Origin of the sequence: Paenibacillus sp., assembly GCF_031177825.1 — a bacterium.
Classification (GTDB): domain Bacteria; phylum Bacillota; class Bacilli; order Paenibacillales; family YIM-B00363; genus Paenibacillus_AE.
Genome location: NZ_JAPSKE010000006.1, coordinates 16,063 through 38,680, shown reverse-complemented (window position 1 = coordinate 38,680; position 22,618 = coordinate 16,063). Strand labels below are relative to the sequence as shown.

Annotated in this window: 17 protein-coding genes; 1 reads left to right on the top strand and 16 read right to left on the bottom strand. The window is 61.6% G+C overall.

The genetic code is table 11. The features are described from left to right. The 4 genes from RIN49_RS09030 to RIN49_RS09015 form a co-directional block, all read right to left on the bottom strand. Nucleotides 1-1,230 carry a hypothetical protein gene (locus RIN49_RS09030; protein WP_309119845.1) on the bottom strand — a complete coding sequence of 410 codons (1,230 nt, stop codon included), beginning with the start codon at nt 1,228-1,230 and terminating at the stop codon, nt 1-3. Continuing rightward, nucleotides 1,227-2,120, bottom strand: a complete 894-nt coding sequence (locus RIN49_RS09025) for a hypothetical protein (protein WP_309119844.1) — start codon at nt 2,118-2,120, stop codon at nt 1,227-1,229. Before RIN49_RS09025 ends, RIN49_RS09030 begins: the two co-directional genes overlap by 4 nt. Before the next feature lie 31 nt (nt 2,121-2,151). After that, entirely contained in the window at nt 2,152-4,209 is a 2,058-nt protein-coding gene (locus tag RIN49_RS09020; protein WP_309119843.1) for a BREX system ATP-binding domain-containing protein, read from the bottom strand. Between the two features lie 304 nt (nt 4,210-4,513). Continuing rightward, complete coding sequence (locus tag RIN49_RS09015; RefSeq protein ID WP_309119842.1) at nt 4,514-4,951, bottom strand: YhfM domain-containing protein; 438 nt, start codon at nt 4,949-4,951, stop codon at nt 4,514-4,516. A gap of 149 nt (nt 4,952-5,100) precedes the next feature. Between RIN49_RS09015 and RIN49_RS09010 the strand changes: the two genes are divergently transcribed. Then, nucleotides 5,101-6,102, top strand: a complete 1,002-nt coding sequence (locus RIN49_RS09010; protein WP_309119841.1) for a right-handed parallel beta-helix repeat-containing protein — start codon at nt 5,101-5,103, stop codon at nt 6,100-6,102. A 68-nt stretch (nt 6,103-6,170) separates the two neighbouring features. On the opposite strand, the gene RIN49_RS09005 is transcribed toward RIN49_RS09010, so the two are convergent. From RIN49_RS09005 to RIN49_RS08950, 12 genes are all read right to left on the bottom strand, one after another. Beyond that, a complete protein-coding gene (locus RIN49_RS09005; protein WP_309120059.1) occupies nt 6,171-7,058 on the bottom strand; it encodes an ROK family protein in 888 nt (295 codons plus the stop codon). A gap of 11 nt (nt 7,059-7,069) precedes the next feature. Next, nucleotides 7,070-8,548: a glycoside hydrolase family 32 protein gene (locus RIN49_RS09000; RefSeq protein WP_309119840.1), complete on the bottom strand. Its 1,479-nt coding sequence runs from the start codon at nt 8,546-8,548 to the stop codon at nt 7,070-7,072. Beyond that, nucleotides 8,545-9,996: a glycoside hydrolase family 32 protein gene (locus tag RIN49_RS08995; RefSeq protein ID WP_309119839.1), complete on the bottom strand. Its 1,452-nt coding sequence runs from the start codon at nt 9,994-9,996 to the stop codon at nt 8,545-8,547. The genes RIN49_RS09000 and RIN49_RS08995 overlap by 4 nt, the downstream gene beginning before the upstream one ends. A 28-nt stretch (nt 9,997-10,024) precedes the next feature. After that, on the bottom strand, nt 10,025-11,380 hold the full coding sequence (locus tag RIN49_RS08990) for an ABC transporter substrate-binding protein (protein ID WP_309119838.1): 1,356 nt from the start codon (nt 11,378-11,380) through the stop codon (nt 10,025-10,027). 128 nt (nt 11,381-11,508) lie between these two features. Next, the gene (locus RIN49_RS08985) at nt 11,509-12,459 is read right to left on the bottom strand and encodes a carbohydrate ABC transporter permease (protein WP_309120058.1); all 951 of its coding nucleotides are present in this window, start codon (nt 12,457-12,459) and stop codon (nt 11,509-11,511) included. Nucleotides 12,460-12,486: 27 nt separating this feature from the next. Then, nucleotides 12,487-13,482 carry a carbohydrate ABC transporter permease gene (locus RIN49_RS08980; protein ID WP_309119837.1) on the bottom strand — a complete coding sequence of 332 codons (996 nt, stop codon included), beginning with the start codon at nt 13,480-13,482 and terminating at the stop codon, nt 12,487-12,489. Then, a complete protein-coding gene (locus RIN49_RS08975) occupies nt 13,442-15,697 on the bottom strand; it encodes a DUF5696 domain-containing protein (RefSeq protein ID WP_309119836.1) in 2,256 nt (751 codons plus the stop codon). The genes RIN49_RS08980 and RIN49_RS08975 overlap by 41 nt, the downstream gene beginning before the upstream one ends. 42 nt (nt 15,698-15,739) lie before the next feature. Beyond that, nucleotides 15,740-16,414 carry a Yip1 family protein gene (locus RIN49_RS08970; protein ID WP_309119835.1) on the bottom strand — a complete coding sequence of 225 codons (675 nt, stop codon included), beginning with the start codon at nt 16,412-16,414 and terminating at the stop codon, nt 15,740-15,742. Then, on the bottom strand, nt 16,350-17,882 hold the full coding sequence (locus RIN49_RS08965) for a hypothetical protein (protein ID WP_309119834.1): 1,533 nt from the start codon (nt 17,880-17,882) through the stop codon (nt 16,350-16,352). Before RIN49_RS08965 ends, RIN49_RS08970 begins: the two co-directional genes overlap by 65 nt. A gap of 17 nt (nt 17,883-17,899) precedes the next feature. Further along, nucleotides 17,900-18,769 (bottom strand): carbohydrate ABC transporter permease, encoded by an 870-nt coding sequence (locus RIN49_RS08960; protein WP_309119833.1) that lies wholly within the window; start codon nt 18,767-18,769, stop codon nt 17,900-17,902. Nucleotides 18,770-18,795: 26 nt separating this feature from the next. Next, the gene (locus RIN49_RS08955) at nt 18,796-19,692 is read right to left on the bottom strand and encodes a carbohydrate ABC transporter permease (protein WP_309119832.1); all 897 of its coding nucleotides are present in this window, start codon (nt 19,690-19,692) and stop codon (nt 18,796-18,798) included. Further along, nucleotides 19,693-22,602: an extracellular solute-binding protein gene (locus RIN49_RS08950; RefSeq protein ID WP_309119831.1), complete on the bottom strand. Its 2,910-nt coding sequence runs from the start codon at nt 22,600-22,602 to the stop codon at nt 19,693-19,695. It lies immediately after the preceding gene. Between the last annotated feature and the right edge of the window lie 16 nt (nt 22,603-22,618).

The following is a 22,618-nucleotide window of genomic DNA, read 5'->3' as shown; positions in this document are numbered from 1 at the left end:
TTATCTGTTTGGGTTTGACTTGATTCGATAGATCGCTTCCTCTACGTACATCAAATGACGTTGGAACGCGGCATGGAGCGCTTCGTAATGATGCCCGGCGAGCGCGCCGAACAGGTGCTTCTCCCATTCCTTCACGGTTTGTTCGACGATCTTCTCCCCTGCGAGCATCATATGCTTCCGTAGCGTAACGCCGCCGAGCTCGGGGATCGGATGGAAATCCAGCTTCGTCAGGAAGAAAGCGTAATACGAGTTTACCGCCTCGTCGAGCTGCTTCTTTCGCTGCCTGACGGCCTGCTCCTTAGTCGCAGCCCCCGCGACGAAAGTGACGACGGCGGTGAACACCGCCAATGGCGGGAATACGTTCATCATGGCATAGGCGAGCGTGTGCCAGCCGGCGGCGAGCCAGGCGGTGCCGATAACCGCGGACGTCATGCCGACGAAGAGCGACTGCTCGGCGTGGCCCATTTGAAACGCGATGGGCCCGACCTCGGCGCTCGCATGCTCGGCGAGCCTCAGGCCCGAGATGCGCCGGACGTTCGGCACCTGCTGCAGCAGGTGCTTCTGCCAGGCGCTACGGTACTCCTCCCCCGCCTTCTCCATCATGCGGGTCAGGTCCGCGCCTACCTTCGCAGGCGACAAGTGCTTCTCGAGAATTCGCTCGACGACGGTTCGCTCGTCGAACGCGGACGGCCTCTCCAGCTTCCGGCCGGAGAGGCTTTCGGCAATCGACTGAATGCCGCCGATCGCCGCGCCGCCGACCTTGCGCGACATGTCGGCGATGCTGCTGTACCACTCCCACTCCCGCTCGAGCTCGGCGGCGAGGCGGCGCTTCTTCGTCTCGAAGTACTCGTCCATCTGCGCGAATAGGCGGCCGAAGAACAATTCCGGCGCATGCACCGCGAATTTCCACAGCTCGCTCGTCTTGCGGCTGAGCTCGGCGTTCAGCGCTCCGTACTTGTTCGCTTGCGCGCTCATGTGAATTTGCTCTTGCAGGAGCGCCGCCATCCGTTCGCCGTCGGTCGCGGCGCCGCCTTGCAACGCGGCGCGGCAAGGCTCGTTCGTCTTCAGCAGCGCCAACCTGATGCTTCGCGCCAGCTCCGGATCTGCCTTGCGCATCTCGTGCAGCGCCTCGCGGAACGCCGTCAGCTCGCAAATTTCGCGGTGGTACGCGTTCGACGCTGCCGCGCTTGCGTCGGGGAGCCGGCCGCTGTCGCCGCGACGCCCGCTCATCGCGCTGCACCGCCGTCGACAAGCCGCAGCGAGACGCTGCGCGCGAGATGCGACGCTGGCTCCAGCAAGCTGCGCATCCGCTCGTACGCCTTGTCCGGGCGGTCCAGCAGATGCTGCACGGCGACGGCGGCGCCGACGGCGGCAAGGCAGCCGAGCCATACTGGCCCGCCGACGAGGCTGCTCGCCATGAGCGCCGAGCCGGAGACGATGGCCCCCTTGCCCGCCTGGCGCATCGCCTGCGCCTTATCCTCGGCGCCGCGCAGCGACGCGAACAGCCCGCCTGCGGCCACGGGGAGCAGGAGCGGGCTCGCCGTGACGAGCGACGTGACGAGATAAGCCCCCGATAAGCGGGAGAGGCGGCCGTAGTCGGCGTTGTTGCCCATCATGAGGCTCGCCGCCAGCGCGACGGAGCCGCCGAGCAGCTCGGGGCCGTTCACCGTCAGCGCGTCGGCGAGGAACGGCTTGGACATGCCGAAAGGGGCCGCCGCCGCGGCGAGCCGGTCGAAGCTGTTCGAGTCGAGCGAGAAGAAGGGGTTCACCCCCGATACCGACGCCGCGTCCCGCAGCAAATGCTCGCCCGCCTGTGCCAGCTCGGTTACGAAGCTGTCGTCCGTACGTACGTCTCGTACCGCCCGATATGCGCCCCAGAGCGAGTGCTGCCCGTCCAGCAGGTGATGGTATTGCGAGCCGCCTATATGCGTCTCATTGTAAACCGCATCGATCGCCTTATCGTATTCGTCGAAATTATGGTTGTACTTCGCGGCCATCCACTGCGCGAGCGAGTGGCTTCCCGTCGCGAGCGCGGCGTCCGCGGGAAGGAGAACCTTCTCGGCCGGAGGTAGATTGAGCTGCAACCTGCGCAGTCTTTGTTGCTGTTGATATGAATTCATGGCCTGTATAGCGCCCCTTCTTCTTGCTGAGTTACTTCGACTCCGTTCCGGGCGGTCCGTATTTCATATCGAGCACGCCCAGGTACCACTTCACGAAGGCGCGAATGAGCGTGCTCCCTTCCAGCCCGTGCTTCCGCAACAGCTGGTTTACGTTAGCGGAGAGCCGTTCGTCATAAGGCTCGCTCATGTCGTAAGCTTTCGCGTACAGCTCGTACAGCCTTGACGCGAGCTCCATTCGCTGATGATCCGTCCAATGGTTCAGCCGATACGTCGTCCCGCCGGCCAGGGCGACCAGCCGCTCCAAGAACGCATCTCCCGTCGTATTCATGCCGACGGTGGAGAAATACACCGCGAGCGGCGCCGGCGGCACGGCTGTTCCGACGTCTCCGGCCGCTTGCCCCTTCGCGTATGGCTCCATATACCGCAGCAGCTCGCTCAACAGGCCGATCGTACGGTCGAACCGCTTGGGCTCGATGTGCGTCTCCACCTCGAACTCGTCCACCGCGAGCAGGATTCCACTATAACCCGCCAAACGGCTGAGCAGCGCCAGTCCCGCGAACGCCTCCATCCACTCCCTCGGCCGCACCTCTGGCTTGCCGCCAACGGGCGGCTTCAGCCGAAGGTGCGTCGCGCGAAGTCCCGAGGCGTCTGCAAGCTCGCGGGCGGCTTCGCCGGCAGCGTATTCCTCGCCGGAGGTCAGCGCCGAATCGACGAGGAAGCCATACTCCTCCAATTGGCCGCTGCGCTTCAGCAGTTGGACCGTCTCCAGGCTTGCTTTCACCCATGGCATTCCCTTCGACGGGAACGACAGCACATTATGCCCCCGGGCGATCGCCTTCTCGAACAGGGCGAGCACCGGTAGGTCCGGTGTCTCCTTCGGGAATTGCAAATTGCGGCACATCGTTTGGAATAGCAGACCAGGCTCCGACAAGCTCGCGCTCTGCCCATCCAATTCTACGCGCGCGTAGAGATAGTTCCGCTCCTCGGCGACGTAGCGAAGCAGCTCCATCGCGTGGCTCTTCCCGGTGCCGAACGGTCCGGTCACCAGGTGCGCCTTCGGCTCGCCCGCCTCCGGAAGGCTGCTTTCCATCCAACCGCGAAGCTCGGGATAACCGATCGTAAGTCGCTCGACATGCGATCGCGGGACTAGGCCGAACCGCAGGGACTCGAGCGACCGCTGCGCTTCGTAACGCTTTTCGTCCGGAGCTACCGGAGCCGGATGGTTCGTAGCCCCTCCTCCGCTAGAGGCGAGTTGCCGAAGCGGAGCGATCGGGAACCGCCACGCCGGCCGCTGCAGTCCGCCTTGTACGATCTGGAGCCGCTGCCCGACCGCCGGGTAGGCGTCCGCGCAGCGCTCGAGGAAGCCCGGCTGCACAAGTATGCACACGAGGCTCCGGTTCAGCACCCCCATCGTACAGCCGTCAACGAGCCTACGGATCAAGTTGGCCGCGATCCGCAGTTTCTCCGTCGGGCGCTGCCCCCGGCCCGCCAGATGCCGCTCCCCCTCGGTCCAGAGCAGCAGCGTGCCCGGGACGCCCAACAGCCCAAGCCCCGCGAGCACCGTTTGCAAGACGCGCTCCGCGTTTTTCTGCGTCAGCGTTCCCTTCACTCCCGTCAACCCGGCTTCCTTCAACGCGGCGGCGGACACCTTCTCCCCCAACAAATAACTCGAAACCGCGTCATGCCGCTCCCCCTGACACGCCCACCACATCGCATTGCGGAACCCGGCATGCGGCAACTTCGCCTGCAGCAGCGGATCAGTGTTCAGCCCGCCCGAGGCCGACAGCGCCGCAAGGATCGAGGGAAGCGACCGGACCCGCTTGCCGTCGAGCTCGATGTACATGCATTGAAGAAGGCGGTTCGTCAGCTGCTTCCAGTCATGAAGAGGCAGCTCGCTCGTCAGTTCCGTCTCCGCCAAGATCATTCCCTTGGACAGCGCCAGCCGCGACAGCGATGCTTGAAACTCGCTCCGTTGCGGCCCGGCTTCGCTCTCGACGAACCGGCACGTCGCCCCGCCCTTGAGCACGAAGCCGTCCAATAGCTCCCTCTCCAAAAATCGCAAATACTGCTCCATCTGCGTCTGTATCATGTCGGTAGACCCGTCCTATCCTATAAGACAATAACAGCCCCCATGAAAAGTCCATGGAGGCTTGCTTCTCATGCAGACTGTTTAAATAAACTAGGAAATAATACCTAGGTTTCTATCATACGACAATTTTTTATCGCTGTCGATAACGTTTGAGGTGCGCAAAAGAGGCGTTTCTATTTTGCTAGATTTCTACCGGAACCCACCCTGAGCAAGGGAAATCACCTTAGAAAGACGCCACGCACACCCATCGACGACTATCCCTCACAATATGGAAAAGGGCTCGCCTCCCGGCAAGCCCCCCACGCTACTCCCCTATAATCTCGAGCAAATCCGCAGTCGATTCCGCCGATATCCGATAGATATAATGCGTCTCCTCCGCATCCATGATCGTCGCATGCTCATACCGCGCATCCAGCCACAGATGGTACGCCGCCGTCGAGCCGTCGCGGGACGTCAGCCGTACGTCATACTTCGGCTCAGCCACATTCACGATGCCGGGCTGCTTCTCCGCCTCGCGAATCGCCTTCGCGATCCGCTCGATCGTCGCGGCCGACGATTCCCCTTCGTACGTAACGAACGGCTCCGGATAGAAGCTCCCGAAACCCCGCGACTCGCTGACCTCGACCTTCGCGACCGGGCTCCCGCTCCTCCCCGCTTCCGGCCCCGACGAACCGCCTCCGATCCCGCATCCCGCGATTGCCAACGCCAGCAGAGCGGCGAATGCCGCCAACACGTTTCTCATCCATAACCACCTCGACATAGGTAACGTGAATGCTCTCCCTTTTGTTGCATCGCTACACGCTACAATTCCATAGTTGTCCTATATCAACTCTATGAACCTCTACATTCACTAAAGTAGCAAGTAGACAGCATAACGAAGAGGTGGATAGGATGGCTGTAATTATCGTTCAAGCCGGCGAAAGCATTAACGCGGCGATTGCCTCCGCGAGCCCGGGCGACACGATCCGAGTGGCGAAAGGCGTATTTCATGAGAATGTTGTCGTTCCATCGGGAAAGGACCGTTTAAGAATCCTAGGAGCAGGCCAGGGCAAGACGATTCTGGATGGAGCGCCGGTCGCAGGAGTACAAGGATTTCAAGTATTCTCTGATTTCGTAACCATTGCCGGATTTTCGGTTATTAATTTCGATTCTAATGGGATATTGCTTTTCAACAATGACAACATCATTCGCGACGTGGAAGTACGAAACAACGGAAATAACGGAATCCTTATCGAATCCGGAGCCGAGCGCAATGTCCTGTACATGATCCGAGCGGAAAACAACGGGGACGGCGTTGAAGTCATTGGGGATCATAACTACATCGTCAGGAACGAGTTAACAGGAAACAACCGGAACGGTATGGATTTGAGCGGGAACAACAATTTGGTCTTGGAGAACAGGATCAGGGTAAACAGTTCGAACGGGATTCTCGTTTCCGGAGGCACCCTACAGATGATCGTCTACAACAAGATCGAAAATAATGGGGATGACGGGATCGACATTGAATCCGACGAGAACCTGATTTTAGGGAATATAGCGAATCGAAACGCAAGCGATGGAATCGACCTGTCCGGATTTATGCATAACTTGGTTTGGAATAACGAAGTAAAAAACAACAATGAGGACGGCATCGACGTCGACGGCGGAGATCGGAACCGCATCATCGGCAATCAGGTGAGCAAAAGCGAGGAAACCGGCATCGAGCTGGATAACGATTCGGACCAGAACCTTGTGGATCGGAACAAGGTGAAGGGCAGCGGCGGCCCGGGCATTCTGCTGACCTCCGACGCGAACGACAATGCGGTGCGCGAGAACAAGCTCGGCGGCAACAATCCGAACCTGCAAGCCGATCCGCCCGCCGATGCGAACAATGTGTTCGACGAAAACGGCTGAATGCCCGGAGAACGGAACAGGGTACCCGCGCGGGTACCCTTCTCTTATTCCGGAGTCCGTTTACGGTCCTAGATATTATTGTGTTGTTGCCAGGCCGTCATTCCCAAAACCAACGCGCCGGCTAACCCCGCATGCTCCCCAAGACCCGGAGGCACGATATACCCGTCGATGTCGTTCATAACCGCGGCAGCGCGGATGTAACCGTTCAAGCTCTTACGTACCTCCATCCGAATCAACGGGAATAGGTGGTCTTGTTTCATTACGCCCCCGCCTAGAATGACCTTCTTCGGCGATAGCGTAAGCATCGTTCCCGCGATCGATTGACCGAGATAGTATGCCTCTATCTCCCAAGCCGGATGATCCGCCGGCAGCTCGCTGCCGTTCACCCCCCATCGCGCTTGAAGAGCCGGACCGGCCGCCAATCCTTCCAAGCAGTCGCCGTGATACGGACAGATTCCCGCGAACTCATCCTTCGGATGACGGCGCGTCAAGACGTGGCCCGCTTCGGGATGCACGAGTCCGTGGACCAAGCGTCCTTCGACGTATACGCCGACGCCGATCCCCGTTCCGATCGTATAATACGCGCAGCTATTCAGTCCTTGCGCGGCTCCCCAGGTCGCTTCGCCCAACGCGGCGGCGTTCACGTCGGTATCGAAGCCGATCGGAACGTCGAGCGCCGACCGCAGCGTTCCTACGAAATCGTACCCGGACCAGCCCGGCTTCGGGGTCGTCGTGACGCAGCCGTATGTCGGGCTTTCGCGATCCAGATCGAGCGGACCGAACGAGCCGACCCCGATCGCGGCGACATCTCTTCCTCGGAAGAAGGCCGACGCCCGCTCCAGCGTCTCTTCGGGACGGCCCGTCGGGAACTGGACCCGTTCCTCGATTTCTCCCGCTTGGTTCCCTATGCCGCAGACAAACTTCGTGCCGCCCGCTTCGATCGCGCCGAACCGCAGCCCCGATGTCGTTACCAAATCGACTTCAACTCCCATGCTTCGAATGCGTTCATCGCCGCCGGACCGCCGATCGCGAACAGCTCCATGCCGAGGCTGTCCGGGTCGGGATAAATCCGGTTGGTCATCGTCTTGACGCCGTCGTTCGCGAACAGCTCCAGCGACGACCGGTCGAGGAATGCGTGCAGCTTCAGGCTTCCGTCCGGCGACGGCTCCATGACGACTTCGGCGACGCCGCCGTCGCCGCGCCCCGCCTTCGATCGATCGACGTATAGCGTCCGCGCCTCCGTTCGGTAGCCGATCTCGGTATACTGCTTTCCGTCGGCGGACATCCGCACGCGCAGACCGAACGCAGACGCTTCGGTGGAACGCAGATCGAACGAGACGACGAGCTCGAGCGCGTCGCCCCGCAGCGCGGGACGGTGCGTGCCGCCGGTTTCCCCGCCGATCGGTCGTCCTGCGATGGTATGCTTCGCGCCCCGCAGCGCCTGCAGCTCCGGCACCGGCGTCATGCGCAGCGTCCCGTCCCGCTTCAGCGTCAGCTCGCGCGGAATCGTCATGGCGCCGAGCCAACGGTCGGCGCGCTCCGTCATATCGCTGCCCCAGATGTTCATCCACGCGAGCAAGATACGCCTGCCTTGGCCGTCTACGAACGTCTGCGGCGCGTAGAAGTCGAAGCCGTAGTCGAGGCGCTCCGCGTAGGCGGGCGTCAGTGTTCCGGCCTCCTCGTCATAAGCTCCGGATAGATACATCGTCTTCACCGCGCCGAGATTCATCGGCGAGAAGAGGAGTACATGCCGTCCGTCGTCCCCTAGCGGAAACAAGTCCGGGCATTCCCACATATCGCCCATCGTCCCGTCGCTCTCCGCCGCGATCCCGACGTAATGCCAGGACGTCAGGTCTTCGGACCGATACAGCAGCGCCTTGCCTCTGCCGTCCTTGCCGTATCCGACGACCATGCGGTACTCGTCTCCTTGCTTCCAGACCTTCGGGTCCCGGAAACCGAAGCAGTCTTTGTCGGGCGCTCGACCGATGACCGGGTTGACCGGACTCTTATGAAAGGTAATGCCGTCCTCGCTGACCGCGATGCATTGAACCTCTACGGGATCGTTGCCGTCGACGTGAGCGGTATACACGAGCGCCAGCTTGCCGTCATGCTCGACCGCGCTGCCCGACCAGCAGCCGCCGGCGCTCCCGCTCGGATCGACGTCGTACGGCTCGGACGGCGCCAAAGCGATCGGCAGATGACGCCAATGGACCAAATCGGCGCTGACGGCGTGCCCCCAATGCATCGGTCCTTGCCGCGGCTCGAACGGGTAGTGTTGATAGAACGCATGATACTCGCCCTTATAGTAAATAAGTCCGTTCGGATCGTTCATCCAGCCGACGGGCGGCATGAGATGGTATCGCAGCCGGAACCTCTCGTTCGCGACGGCCGTCGCCGGGTCGGTCAACGCCGCGGTCGCGCGGTCGACCCGCTCTTGATGCGTCATGTGTCGAACCTCCATATCGTTTGTAAATCGTAAATCTTCAGCTCTCGGAAAAGGACGCCGCCCCCGATCGCGAACAGCTCCACTCCGTCGCTCTCGGGCGAAGGATAGACAAGCGACGTGAACGCTTGAATGCCGCCGTCGAAAAACAATTCGACGCTGGACGCGTCCACGAACGCGCGAAGGGTAAGCACTTGCGTTTCGCGGAATCGCGGCGCCCGGAAGCGCTTGGCGAATCGGGCCGGCCCCCCCGACCGGTTCCGGATGTCCGAGAAGCCCGAGCGCGTACGATCGAGGTAAAGCTCCCCCGTCCGAACGTCGAACCCCGCGACGGTGGCCTCCCGTTCGGACGTCCGAAGCCGGATGCCGAATTCGTTCGCGCGTTCCCATTCGACAGTCGCTTCCAGCTCGTAGGCAATGCCGCGGTACTCTAGCGTTAGCGTGGAATCGCGAACCTCGACGTCCCGCAGCCTCGTCTCGGACGCGCGAAGCCGCTGCAGCTCCGCGATCGGCTCCTGCGACAGGCGGACCGTCCCGCCCTCCGTTCGCAGCGCAAGCGATCTGGGGACGGACATCGCCCCCTTCCAAGGCGACGTCGGCGCGTCGAACGGATACATCCAATTGGACATCCAGCCGAGCCAGATTCGCCGGCCGTCCGACGCCGGCAAGTCGGAGTAGGACACCGCCGCGTAGAAATCCTGGCCGAAATCCGTCCAGCGCGCCTCCGCCTCGGGGAGCTCATTCTTAAAGCGGCGGCCGTCGAACGAGCCGATGAAGTATTGCGCGGTCGATCCGTCCGTCTCCTCGTTGTCGCCGATGCTGACGTGCAGCACCCAGCGGACGTCGTCCGTCCGCCCGTCGACCGGCAGCGGGAACAAATCCGGGCATTCCCAGACGGCCGCATGCGAGCCTTGGCCCTCCCCGAACTCGCTCTCGAACGTCCAATCGATCAGATTCGGCGAGCTGTAAAACAACGCGCGGCGATCGGCGGAAACGACCATGACCCAACGCTCCGTCTCCTCGTGCCAAATCACTTTGGGATCGCGGAAGTCCTTCAGCCCCGGGTTCGGAATGACGGGATTGCCGGCGTACTTCGTCCAGGTCCGCCCCCGGTCGGCGCTGTACGCGATGCTCTGGGACTGCAGGCCGTCCTTGTAATGCGTAAAGATCGCTACGAGCCCCGGCGCGCCCCCGAACAAGCCGCTCGCGTCGCGCCGATCCACGACCGCGCTCCCCGACCACGTGTCGCCGAGCTCGTCGCCGACGAGCGCCAAGGGCAGATGCTCCCAATGCAGCAGATCGCGGCTCACCGCATGGCCCCAGCGGCCCGTGTACTGGTAGCATTGATGATATTCGCCTTCGAAAAAGACCATCCCGTTCGGATCGCTCATCGGTCCCGAAGGCGCCGAGAGATGATAGCGCGGCCGATACGGCTCCCGATACAGCGTCATGGCAATCGCCTCCTCCAAAGACTGCTTCTTATTGCGTCAGCGTAATGTTGATGCCTTCCTCAAGCAGGTTCTTCGCATTCGTCGCGAACGTGCCGACCGGCGTGCCGTCCTTGATACCCGTCATCGCGGCGCCGTTCGCGTCCCAGTACTTCTCGACGCCGATCGGCGTGAACAGGATGTTGCCCGCCAGCTTGTTCATCAGGTCTACGCGTTCTTGGCTGAAATTGTTCGCGTTGTGTTCCAGCGCGTGAGACGCTTCGTTTTCCGACATCATCTGAATGAACGCCGCCGCGCCTTCCGGATTCTTGGAAGCCGTCGGAATGGACCAACCGGACAATCCGCCCGGACCCGCGTCCGTCGTCCCCTTCGGACCCGTCGGCACCGGCACGAAGTCGATCTCGTAGTCGCTCTTGAAGACGTTGAACCCGGCGAAGCCGTACTCGGCCGTCATCGCGAGCTTCCCGTTCTTGAACTCGCCGATGAAGTAGTCGCCCTCCTTCTCCGCGTCGATGAACTTATCCTTGAGGAGCGCGTCCTGCGCGAACTGCATCGCTTCCTTGACGTTCTCGGTCTCGTAATTCGTCGTTATGGAACCGTCTTCATTAAAGGACATAATCGTCTTGCCGTTCGACGCGACGTACAGCGGGTAGCCGGCGTCCCACCAACCGAAGCCGAATTGATCGTTCTTGCCGTCGCCGTCCGTATCCATCGTCAGCTCCATGGCGACCTGGCGGAACGTCTCCCAGTTCCAGCTGCCCTCCGCGTAGTATTCGGACGGCGTCTTCACCCCGTTGTTCTCGAACAACGTCTTGTTGTAATACATCACGATCGGAGCGGCCGACGTGCCGACGGCGTACGGCTTGCCGCCGAACGTGAACGTGTTCGTCACCGCGCCGTTCCAGAGCGAATCGCTCACGTCGACGTACGGATCGATCGGCTGCACGATTTTCTTCAGCGGGTACACCGGGAAGTTCTGGTCGTTCGCCTGCGCCACGTCGACTTGATCGCCCGCGTTGACCATCGAGATGAGGGTCGGCTTCTGGTCGCCCCACGGCACGGCGATGACCGTCACCTTGCCGCCGTACGTCGATTCGAATTGCGGAATCGTCTCGTATACCGCGTCGTACGCTTCCGGATTGTTCGCTTTATTCTCGTCGTACTGCTCCTTGGACGTATGGTACAGAATCGTGATGTTCCCGTCCGCCAGCTTTGTCTCTTCCGCGGCCGCTTCGCCCGTCGTCGCTTCCGCCGCCGGCGTTTCGTTCGTCGTCGCCGCCGGCTCGCTCGCCGCGGTTTCCGTTCCGCCGCCGCTGCAGCCCGCGAGGAGCGTCACGCTCATGACCGCCGCCAGCAGCATCGCCAAACCCGTTCGTCTTGTCTTCATGTCTAAGTTCCTCCTAAAAATATAAATGGTAAAATGACTCCCTTATGCCATTCGCGCGACATTGTCCCCATACCCGGTTGTAGCCCGGCTTGCATCGCCTCCTTTATCGGTTCCCCGCCGCAGCGTTCTTACTTAATCCCCACGTTCTCGATACTGTCCGTGAAAAATCGTTGGGTGACCAAATACAGCAGTACTAACGGTACGATCGCAAGCAGCGCTCCCGCCTGGATGCGCGTGACGACCGCCAGCGGATCGCTGATCGTCTGCACGTTCACGACCGACTCGAGATCGACTCGGAGCGACGACAGCGCGATGGCGAAATTTTTCTTTCCGTTGCCGAGCATCAGATTCGACAAGTAATATTCGTTCCAATGCCAGACGAAGGAGAACAGAAACACCGTAATCATCGCGTTCTTCGCGTTGGGCAGCATGATGAAGAAGAACGTCTTGAACGGACCGTACCCATCTACATAGGCCGCGTCCTCGAGCTCCCTCGGCATGGTCGAGAAGAACTGTCGGAAGATAAAGATGTACAGTCCCGAACGTAATCCCATGGCGAACAGCGACGGCAGGTAAAATGCGGAATAATTGCCGACCAAACTGATCGAATCCGGACCTCCCGTCATGGCCGAGAATAGGCCGAGCAGACCGAAGGCGTCGAAGTATTTCATGTCCGCGTACAGCGGGAGGATAATCGTCTGCACCGGCACCATCAGCGTCAGGATGACGAGCGCGAACAGCGTCTTCGCGAACGGGAAGCGGAACCTGGCGAAGCCGTAGGCGACGAAGGCGCAGGACATCACGTCGAGCAAGCCGCAGCCGATGCCGATGTACAGGCTGTTCGCGAGGGCGTCCCAGAAATCCATCACGCGCAGTGCGTCGACGAAATTCGAGAGGGTCAGGGTCTTGGGAATCCATATGACGCTGGGGTCCATCGCCTCCTCGGGCCGGCGCAGCGACATGCTCAGCATATACAGCAGCGGGTAAAGCAGCTGATACGCGAGCACGATCAATACGGCGGCGCGCAGGAACGCGACCGACGATCCGCGCAGTCTTTTGTTCCAATAGGTCGCGAGCATCGCAGACAAGTCGATTCGCTCCTTTCCTTACTCTTGTAAGTTGGCGCTTCGCCGTCTCAGCAGAAGGTAAAGCCCGCCGAGCAGCAAGCCGATGCCGAGGCAATACAGCCAAGCGAGCGCGCTGCTGTAGCCGAATCGGACCTGCGAGAACGCCGCGTTGTAGATCATGAGGATGACGCCGTTCCCGTAATCGGTGAACGTGTCGATAATCGTATACACCACATTGAGCAGCATGATCGGCGTCAGCATCGGCAGCGTGATTTTCCAAAACTGTTCCCATCCCCGCGCCCCCTCGACCGCCGACGCTTCGTACAAATCGCCGGAAATCGCGTGCAAGCCGGCCAGGAAGAGCAGCACCTGCACCCCGGAACGCCATGTCAGGTCGAAAATCCGGGCGATGACGTTGTTGAACACCTCGATGAGTCCCGCGCCGAAGCCCAGTTCGGTCAACACGCCGTCAATGCCCGCGCCGCTGAACAGATAGACGGTTTCGACGCCGCCCCTTAAGCCTTGGGAGAAGACGTCTTCTTTCAGAATCTGCATCAACACGCCCGAAGCGATGATGACCGGCAAGAACGAGATCGCCCGCATCAAGCCGCGCCCCCGGAATTCGTTCTTCAGCAGCACGGCCACGAATAAGCTGTACACCAGAATGAGCGGCACGCTGTAAATCATGTTGACGAAGGAATTGACGGCCTCGCGGACGAACGCCGGATCGCGGAAGATCGCGTAATGATAGTTCTCCCAGCCGACGAAGCGGCCTTGCAGGCCTTGCGGCGTCAATTCCGGGTTCTGGAACGAATACTGCAAGGAGGCGACGAGCGGGCTCGCGAAGAAGAACAGGAACCCGACGATCCAGGGAAGCACGAACAGCAGTCCGTACAGCTGCTTCTTCTTCTCGTAGGACATCAGCCGCAGCCTAGCGACGAGACCGATCGAGCGCGGGTTCGGGTTCGGACTCGGTCCTCGCTGCGTTCCCGGGTTAGCGGACCCGGTATCCGTAAGGATCGATTCGTTCGCCATCGACGCTCACCTCCTCTCCCGAATCATTGACGACCGTCGTTACGCCGTTCGCGAACGTCGTTCGATAGACGCCTTCCCGCAGTCTTTCGTGCTCGACGATCGGCTGTCCCAGCGCCGGAGCGAGCGCCTCGCTCAGTGCCTTCGCCTGCGCGGCGACGTCCTCGAACCAGAGGTCGAAGTCGCCGCTGTACAGATCGTCGACGTCGGTTCCGATCAATCGGCTGCCGTCCTTCGCGATGAAGCGATACGTCGGCATCGTTCCCGTCTCGATGAGCTTCAGCAGGTATCGCCTCGGATCCGCCTTAAGATTGATGGGTTCGCCGTAGGCCGGTATCAGCCCGCTGATCGCCATACTATAGAACGGAATCGATTCGTCCTCGACGTCGAACCCGCTCGCTTGCAACGGCACGTTCGCAACGCTCTCGGCGTAAGGGAACGCATACGCGTTCGCGTCGTCGAACGACAGCCCTTCGAGCTTCGCGGCGGCTTCCGCGAGACTCGCTTCCCAGATGCGGCCGGTTTCGTTCTTCGCCAGCATGTCGCGCCGGAAGTCGGAATACACCATCGAGTCGATGCTCTGCAGCGCCGCGCGCCGCAGCCCGCCGTCCTCGGCGGCGCCGGAGAACCGATCGACGGCCTCCCGCACCGATTCGGGCTTCATGAGGTACCACGGCTTTACCGACGGATCCTTCGTTCCGTTGCTGACTCGATAAGCATGCTGCAGGGCCGGCGCACGGCTGATGTTCTTGGCCGCATCGAAGAATTTGTGGAAGCCGTTGCCGTTCTCGTACAGCTGCACCGGGTCGACGACGGGATAGAAGGCTATACCCTTGTCGTGCATGGCCTCGACCAGCGCCTTGAAGCCTCTGGCGCCGCCCAGCTTCGATTCCGCTCGCAGCGCCGTCGGCACCTCGTCCCGCAGCCCCCCGGCCATCCATCCTTCGTAGCGCACCGCGAGGGACGTCAGCCCCGCGCCGCGCAGCCGGTCGACGATGTCTTCCGCCTCTTGGTAAGAGGTAAGCGCATCGACCGTTCGGTACGGAATGCCGAGGAACGTCTCCCGCTTCTTCACGCCGCCGACGAGCTCGACGAGGAGCGGCGCCGCTCCGGCCGCGTTCCCGGTCTCGCCGTCGCCGCCGACGGCCGTCGCGCGAGGCTTCACGCCCTGCTCTTCCTCGAGATATCGTCGGTACCGCGACGCCATGCCGGCGTAATCCGCGTCATCGCCGTTCAAGAAGTAGAATCGAACCTCGAACGGTACGTTGCCGGTCTCCGCGGCGGACGGACGGACGACCGATTTTTCATTGAGGCTTCCGGCCATCAAGACATCTGTCTGGAATTCCGTTAGATTCAAATAGCTGGACACGGTATTGTATTGATTGCTCTTGCGGCTGCTTTCGGCGAGGATGCCGGCTTGGTAAGCGCCTTGGTGAATCACCGCGAGGAACGCTTCGTCATTCCGTTTCATGCCGAACACCGGCAGCCGAACCGCCTCCGTCAAGCGGGAGCGCTCGGCCGACGCGATCGCCTGATCGCCGCCGTACACCCGCTCGTTATAGCTCCGATAGATACTCGTGTCATTATTGAAACGAATCAGCGCCCCGCTCCCGTCCGGCACGAACAAATAGCCTTCGTCGGTCAAGCCGCCCGCGCCGAAGAACGGAACGAGATAGATGTTCACCAACCGGTACTTGTCGCGTTGCTCGATCCGCGCCGCGTCGATCGTCGCGACGAAGGCGTCCCCCTCGACTCGGTAAGAGACGGGAATAGCGAAGCCCGCCTTCGGAAATTCGTAGAGCACTTCGACCCCGCCGTCGATTTGCTTCCAAGTGAACGCTCCCTCCTGCACGCTGCCGATATAGCTGTTCAGCTGGAACGGCTTGCCCAGCGGATCGATATAGTCGAGCAGCAACTGCGCGTGCAAATCCTGCTTCTTGACGCCCTTGGCGATCCCGTCGGTTTCCCGGTCGATCGGATTGCTCGACCAGACGGCGCCCGACGATACGTCCGTGACGACGACCTCGGCGGTGCGCGGATCGAAATCCAGCGTCAGCCGCGACGTCTCCGCCGCCCGCGCGCTCGTGACCGGCGGTACGGCTTGCGCGGCGACGGCGGCCGGATGTCCCCGGACGCCGCCGAGCCCGGCGACCGTCGCGGCCAGCAGCGCGGCAACCGTCGCGGCGGCCCATATATTGCGGCTTCTTTTATTCCTCACGGCTGTCCCCTCCTCTCGATGCCGATGCGATCATGCACGCCGTTACCATCGGAACAATGCCTCGTTATAGATCGTGTAGACGAACAAATACGTTTGCTGGAACAACGTATAGAACAGCATGCCGAGGAACACGATGATCCCCATGGCCATGGCGGTAAGCGCCATCGACTGCAGGTTGCGGACGAAGCCGTAATCGTGGATCGTCTGAAGGCCGATAAGCATCAGCGTCCCGCTCCACAGGCAGCCGACGACCGTAAGGTAGTCTAGGAATACGCCCTCCTCGCGCAGCAGCACGTTACTGAGCAGCGTCGTGACGATCGCCGACGCGACGTAAGGAACGATCGCGTAGGCGCTGACGACGACGATTTGCGCCGCCTTGCCTTCCCCGTCCATCCACGTGGCGACCGCCCAGTTGCCGACGACCCAGAGGGCGAACAGCCCGAACGTCTTGGCGCCGATCAACCATACGTTCAGATCGCTAAGGTCGTTATAGTTAAACGGGTACCCGGTGTTTTGGCGCTCCATGACGGCGGAGAAGAAGAAGACGATCAGGATGAAGGCGGAACCGACCGGCGAGCCCTTCCCCTCCTCCTTCACTCCGTAGAAGGCCGCGAAGGGATGGAGCAAGCACTGGAACAAATGAACGGCGTCCTTACGCGGATTTCGTCGGACCCGGTGTCGAACCCGGACCTGAGCTTGGTCCTTGACTTGCGCCATGCGCTCGCCCCCTTCCCTTGACCGATCTAGCGAATCGGATGATTTTGAAGCCGTAATAGCCGAAGACGAAAACGAGCAGCGCCGTCATGACGAACGGCAGGGACGCTCGGACGGCGTCGATGCGAAGGAAGGCGAACGTGTCGGAATAACCCGACCGATCGGTGCCTAGGCGGTAATAGCGCATCGCTTCCTCGTACCGCTCCTGCTTCTCGAGCGACTTGGCCATGCCGATGTAGGCCATCTCGTTATGCACGTTGCGCTTGCTCGCTTCCGCCCATACGTCCGCCGCCTCTTCGTACAAGCCCTCGTTGTAAAGCACGGTCGCCTCTCGTACCAACCGGCCGTACTCCGATCGAACGAAGCGCGTCACGTTCCGCTTGCCCGCGTCGAGCACGAGCACGGAATCGTTCCAGTACTCGACGGCCGACGGTTGGAGGAACGTACCGGCCTGCTGCCCGAGGGCGCCGAACACCGACGTCGGATTGCCCTCGCGGTCGTACTCGAACACGCGGCCTCTCGTACGGTCGAGTCCGGCGATGAAGCCGTCCGCGTCGATCGCGACGTCGATGAACGACGTATCCAGCTTCACCGTCTTCGACAGCGGAATTTCCTTATCGCCGAAGTCGTTTTCGCCGTCCCGTCCGGTCATCACGTTGTTTCCTAGCGGGTTCAGCTTCTTGATTTCCTGCCGGGAATTTGCCGAGACGATCGTCGTCGTGTACACGAAGCCGTCCGCTCCCATGTCGAGATTGGAATATTCGATCGGCAGCAGCTTGATCATGCCCTCCCGCTGCTCCTTCGTCAGCACGCTCTTCCAGAACGTCTCGAGCACGACGGCCGGCGTGACTTCGACCTTGTTGCTCCCGAAGTAACCGAGGAACGCGCCGTCGCGGTCGAATTGCATGAGCCCGAAGAACTGGCCCTCCGACAGCACGTACATGCGGCCTGCGGCGTCCGCCGCGACCTTCTTCGGCTTAAAGACGAAGTCCTCCGGAATGAGCGGATGCTTCGGCTGCTCCAAGACGAGCTCGACTCGGCCCGTCGCGTTCGCCCGCAGCACGCGGCCGTTCCCATGATCGGCGACGTATAAGGTCCCGTCCTCCGCGACGAAGATCCCGGTCGGTTCGGACAGCGCCGTCGGCCGCCCGTTCCATTCCAGCGATTCGATGACGCCGGACGCCCGAAGCGACGCATCCAGCTTCACGATTCGGTCGTTCCCGGTGTCCGCCACGTAGACGGCGCCTTCGCCGTCCGCGAACAAGTCCTGCGGCTCGTTGAAATGCCCGGCGCCCGCTTCGAGGCCGGTAACGACGCGCTCCGGCACGTAGCCGTTCGGCGACGCTTTCGATTCGTTCCATTCGTTGTAGACGTACGCCTGATACGGCGCGTCCGCCAGCGCGGCGGACGCGCCGCCGCCAGCGGGCCAGGGAAGCATGGCGGCGGCGACGAACGCGTGTCTGAATCTCATGTCATGCCTCTCCTCCCCTACTTGATGCCCGCGAACGTCATCGTCTCCACGACCTTGCGCTGAAGCGCGACGAAGACGAGTATCGGCGGAAGCATCAGGATGACCGAAGCGGCCGCCCCCGCGCCCATACGGGCGACGGGATCGCCCGCGACGATCTGCTCGAGCGCCATGCGGAACACCTTCGCCGACTCGCTGTAGACAAGCTCCTTGGGCGAGTAATTCCAAAGATTGATGAACTGGAAAATGACCACGGTCAACGTAGCGGGCATCGTATTCGGCCACACCACGCGGAAGAACGTCGTGAATTCGCTCGCGCCGTCGATGCGGGCCGCTTCCAGAATGGCGTCCGGCAGCTGCTCGATGAACTGCTTCATGAGGAACAGGCCCAGCGAGGCGCCGATCCACGGCAGCACCAGAGCGGCGTACGTATCGACGAGGCCCAGCTTCGACAGCAGCACGAACTGCGGGATGAACGTGACCTGCGGCACGAACATCAGCGCCATAACGATGACCGAGAACATCACGCGTTTGCCCGGGAACCGGTGCTTCGCGAGCGGGTACGCCGCCATCGAGGCGAAGAGGACGTGCAGCGCCGTGCCGACGACCGCCACGAACGTCGTGTTGAATACGTACCGGAACAGCGGCACCCACATGTTCGAGGCGAGCTGGAACAGGTCCAGATAATTCTCGAGCGTCGGCCGGACGACGACGAACCGCGGCGGGAATTGCAGCAGCTCGTCGATCGGCTTGAACGAGGTAATGACGGCGAAAATAAAGGGAAGCGCGGAGAAAAGTCCAAGGACGGCGACAAAGCCGAACACCGCGATATTTCCGGTCAACGAGCGCCTTGCATGGATACCGGCTTTCTTTCTAGTCAAGGAGAACATAGGCGCCCCCTCCTTCCCGTTAAATGCTAAATACCTACTTTGTGGAGCAGCTTCGTCACGATTCGGTTCGTCCCGACCATCATCGCGAACAGGACGACCGCGAGCGAAGAAGCGTATCCCATCTCGTAACGGATGCTGCCGTAGTCCATAATGTGCGTCACCATCGTCTCCCCGGCATATTCCGTGCTCGGGAAGCCGGCGAGCTGAATCGAGACGTCCGCGACGCTGAACGAGATGACGATCTGCATGACGGCGCCGAACACCAGCTGCGGGATCATGGAAGGCAAGGTGATATACCACAGCTCTTGAAACCGATTGTCGATCCCGTCCATCACGCCCGCCTCGTACAGGCTGCGATCCACCGTCTGCAGCCCCGCGACGAATGCCAGGAAGCTGATGCCCATGCTCATCCAGAGCTGGACGATAATCAGAATGACGAGCAGCTGGTTCTGATCGATCAGCCAAGCGACGGGCTCCTGCAGCAGCCCCCACTTCATCAGAAAGCCGTTCAAATACCCGTACGCGTCGGGACTGAAGATGAGGCGCCACATCGGATACACCGACACCCCGATAATCGTCGGGATGTAGAAGAGAACGGTGGCGATCGCCCGCAGCGTCCGCCCTAGATCGTTGATGATCCAAGCGACGACGAAGCTCAGCGCGTAGCTGATCGGCCCTGTGACGAACGCGAACAGCATCGTATTCTTCAGCGCGATGATGAAGATGTCGTCGTCGAGGAATAACCGGATATAGTTGTACCAGCCGATAAATCTCGGCGGTTCGATCAGGTTGTAATAAGTGAAGCCCATGACGACGGACAGGATGACCGGCAAAATCGTAAACAGTAGAAAGAAAATCATGTACGGCGTTAGCAGCAAGTAGCTTTCTCGATGACGCTTCAGCGCCGCGACAGCCGCCTTCATCTAATCACCCACCCCGAATTCGTACCGCTTGCGCTCGATTTCTTCGTTGATTTGCTTGTTCCAGTAAAACAGGCTTTCTCTCGGATGCTCCATCGAGAACACGACGTCCCGGAACGCATTGTCGATGTTTCGCGACGTGTAATAGCCGCCGGGGAGCTCCGGAATTTCCTCGACCTGTCGCCACTGCTCGAGCAGCGCGGCTTGCTCCGCCCGGCTCCAGTTGCTGGACTCGAACGCTTCCCGGTTCGCCGGGCTGCGCCGCCCCAGGACGCCCAGCTCGTTCTCCAGCTCCTTGACGAACCGGCTCTGTATCTCCGGTTGGTTCCACCATCGGAGGAACGTCCATGCTTCCGGTTTATCCGCCGCCTTTTGCAAAATAATCCCCGCCGTCCCCGTCGCGCCCGCCGTCCGATCGATGCCGCCGTCCGGTCGTTCGACGCCCGGCATCGGCGCCATCCGCCACGTGCCCGCGATTTCCGGAGCGGCCTTCGCGAGCCGGTTGTACAGCTTGTAGCTGGAGATGACGATCGGCATCTCGCCCGTGCGGAAGCGATTGAAATCGTCCTTGTACAACGGATAGTCGAACAGCATGTAGAAATCCGTCCATAGTTTGAACGCCTTGAAAGCCCCCGGCTCGTCGAAGCGCGTCGCGCTTAAGCTCTCGTTATACAGGCCGCCGCCGTGCTGCATGAGCAGCGACGGGAACAGGTTCAGCGAGCCGATGCCGCGGGCGAGCAGCTGGAACGCGTCCAAGTTCTCGTACGGCAGCCCGATCTGCATATTGCGGATTTGCAGCAACGGCGCGATCTCGAGCAGCTCCTCCCACGTCTGCGGCGGGTCGACGCCGAGCTCGGAAAGAATGTCTTCGCGGGTAAACATCATGAAGAATTCCTGCTCGTCGGGCACCGCGTACGTGTTCCCCTCGTACCGGTACGGCACGAACGCGGAGGGCATGTATTGCTCCTGCAGCGCTTCGAAGCCTTCCTTCTCGTCCAAGGGAACGAGCGCGCCGCGGATCGCGAGATTCATCGCGTCGCCTCGGCTCGTGAGCAGGTTCACGTCCGGCCCCTCGCCGGCCATGACCGCGACGACGAGCGAGTTCTCGACGAGGTTGAAGTCGACCTCGATGCCGGTCTCCGGCGTGAACGTTTCGTCGATCAGGCGCTTGGCCACGTATGCCTGATCCCGGCCCAGGCCGGTCCAGACCTCGATCGAGTTCCCGGCGCCCTCGTCGCCCAACGCATTGTAATTCTCGAAGAAGGAGCCGACGAACGCCCGCAGCTCGTGCGCGCCCCGCTCCAGTCCGTTCGCTTCGCCGCGCGGCTTCTTCCGGTCCGCCGCCGCGAGGTACAGGTAATCGATCTCCAGCGGCTGAGAGCTTACGCTCAGCATCCAATCCGCCAGACCGGTCATATTCGTCTTGTAGCTGTCCAGCCGCTTCGGAATCGTATCCGGGCGATCCAGGAAATCCTCCAGCTGCCGGGTAAGCAGCGTCAGCGCCCGGGTGCCCGGGTTGCCTCCGTCCGCCAGCGCGACCAGCCGATCCGCCTCTTCCTCCATCCGCCCTTTCAACGCTTCGAAGGAGGGCAGCAGCTCGGGAATCGCCTTCTCCAGCTCGTAATCGCGGTACGGGTCCGGGCGTACGCCGGTAATCATTACGATCTGCCGGTACAGCCCTTGAAGCTCGGCGACGATGCCGTTCGCCTGCCGCAGCGGCTCCGCCATGTCGCCGAGCGTCACCTCGAGTTTAATCTCGTGCTTCCCTCGGTCGAGATAGAACAGGTACGGCTCCCCCGTCTCTTCGCCGAGCTCCTTCACCGCCCATGGCAGCCTGTACGGGAACCGCACCCGCTCCAGCTCGGCGAACGGGATTTCCCCGTCGACGTAGATCGTTCGCGTGACGAAGGCGCCCTTGACCTCGTGCTGGCGATAACGAAGCCCCAGTTTGTACCAGCCGGTCTCCGGCACCTCGAGCTGCCAGCTGATCCACTGTCCCGGCGTATCCCAGTTGCTGCCGCCGATCGTGTTGAGCCGCAGCTTCACCGGATGGTACGGCGTCGTCAGCGGGCTGCTTCGATCCATCGTCGGGAAGATGCCGGCGGAGGATTTCAGGTACGCGTGCTCCCCTTGGACCATTACGAAGGCGTCGTCAGGCGCGCGCGCTTCGATAGCCTCTCCGTCCCCGCGCGCCTCTCCCGCTTCGCCCGCGGAGATGTTGCGTCGATATTCCTCGTAAGACGCTAGTGACTTCGCCGGCGACAGCGTCAGGGCTTCCACCGCGGCGGCCTCCCGCACGTTCTCGATCCGAATGCGGTGCTTCCCCGCCGCGAGCGACGCGACGTAAGCGCCGCCTCGGCTTCCCGGAAGCGCCGCCTTCGTCTCGAGCCACACCCGCTGCTCGATCTGCCGCGGTCTGAGATCGTTGCCGCGGCTCTGCTTCGGCTCGCCGCTTTCGTCGATCTCGTCGCGCCATACCCGGTTCATCCGGAACGGTTCGTTGTCGGCCGAGACCCCCTGACCGTCGATATATAGCTCGTATTCGATGTCTTGGCCGTTGCCTTCCAGCGGATAGTACGCGAAGGCCAGCTCGTAGCTTCCCGCCTCCATGACGTCCGCCTCCCATTCGATCGCGTCGCCTTCTTCCCAGCGCAGCACGTCGGTCCGTCCTTCCCATTCCGCCAGGCGCTCCGCCGTCGTCGCGCCGGTCGCGTCGTCCGCCCGGAGCGTGACGCTTCCCGCTCGCTCTGCCGACGTCGACGCCGGCGACGGCGCCGGCTCCGCGTACGTCGGAATGGCCGCCGCGACCCGCGGCCGCTCCTCGAACGCCAGCACCGTAATCGCGGTCGTCGCGACGGCGGTCAGAAGCGCGAGCGCCGCGGCCGTCATCCTCCATGTCGATTTCGTCTTCACGTTCAACCCCCGCGTT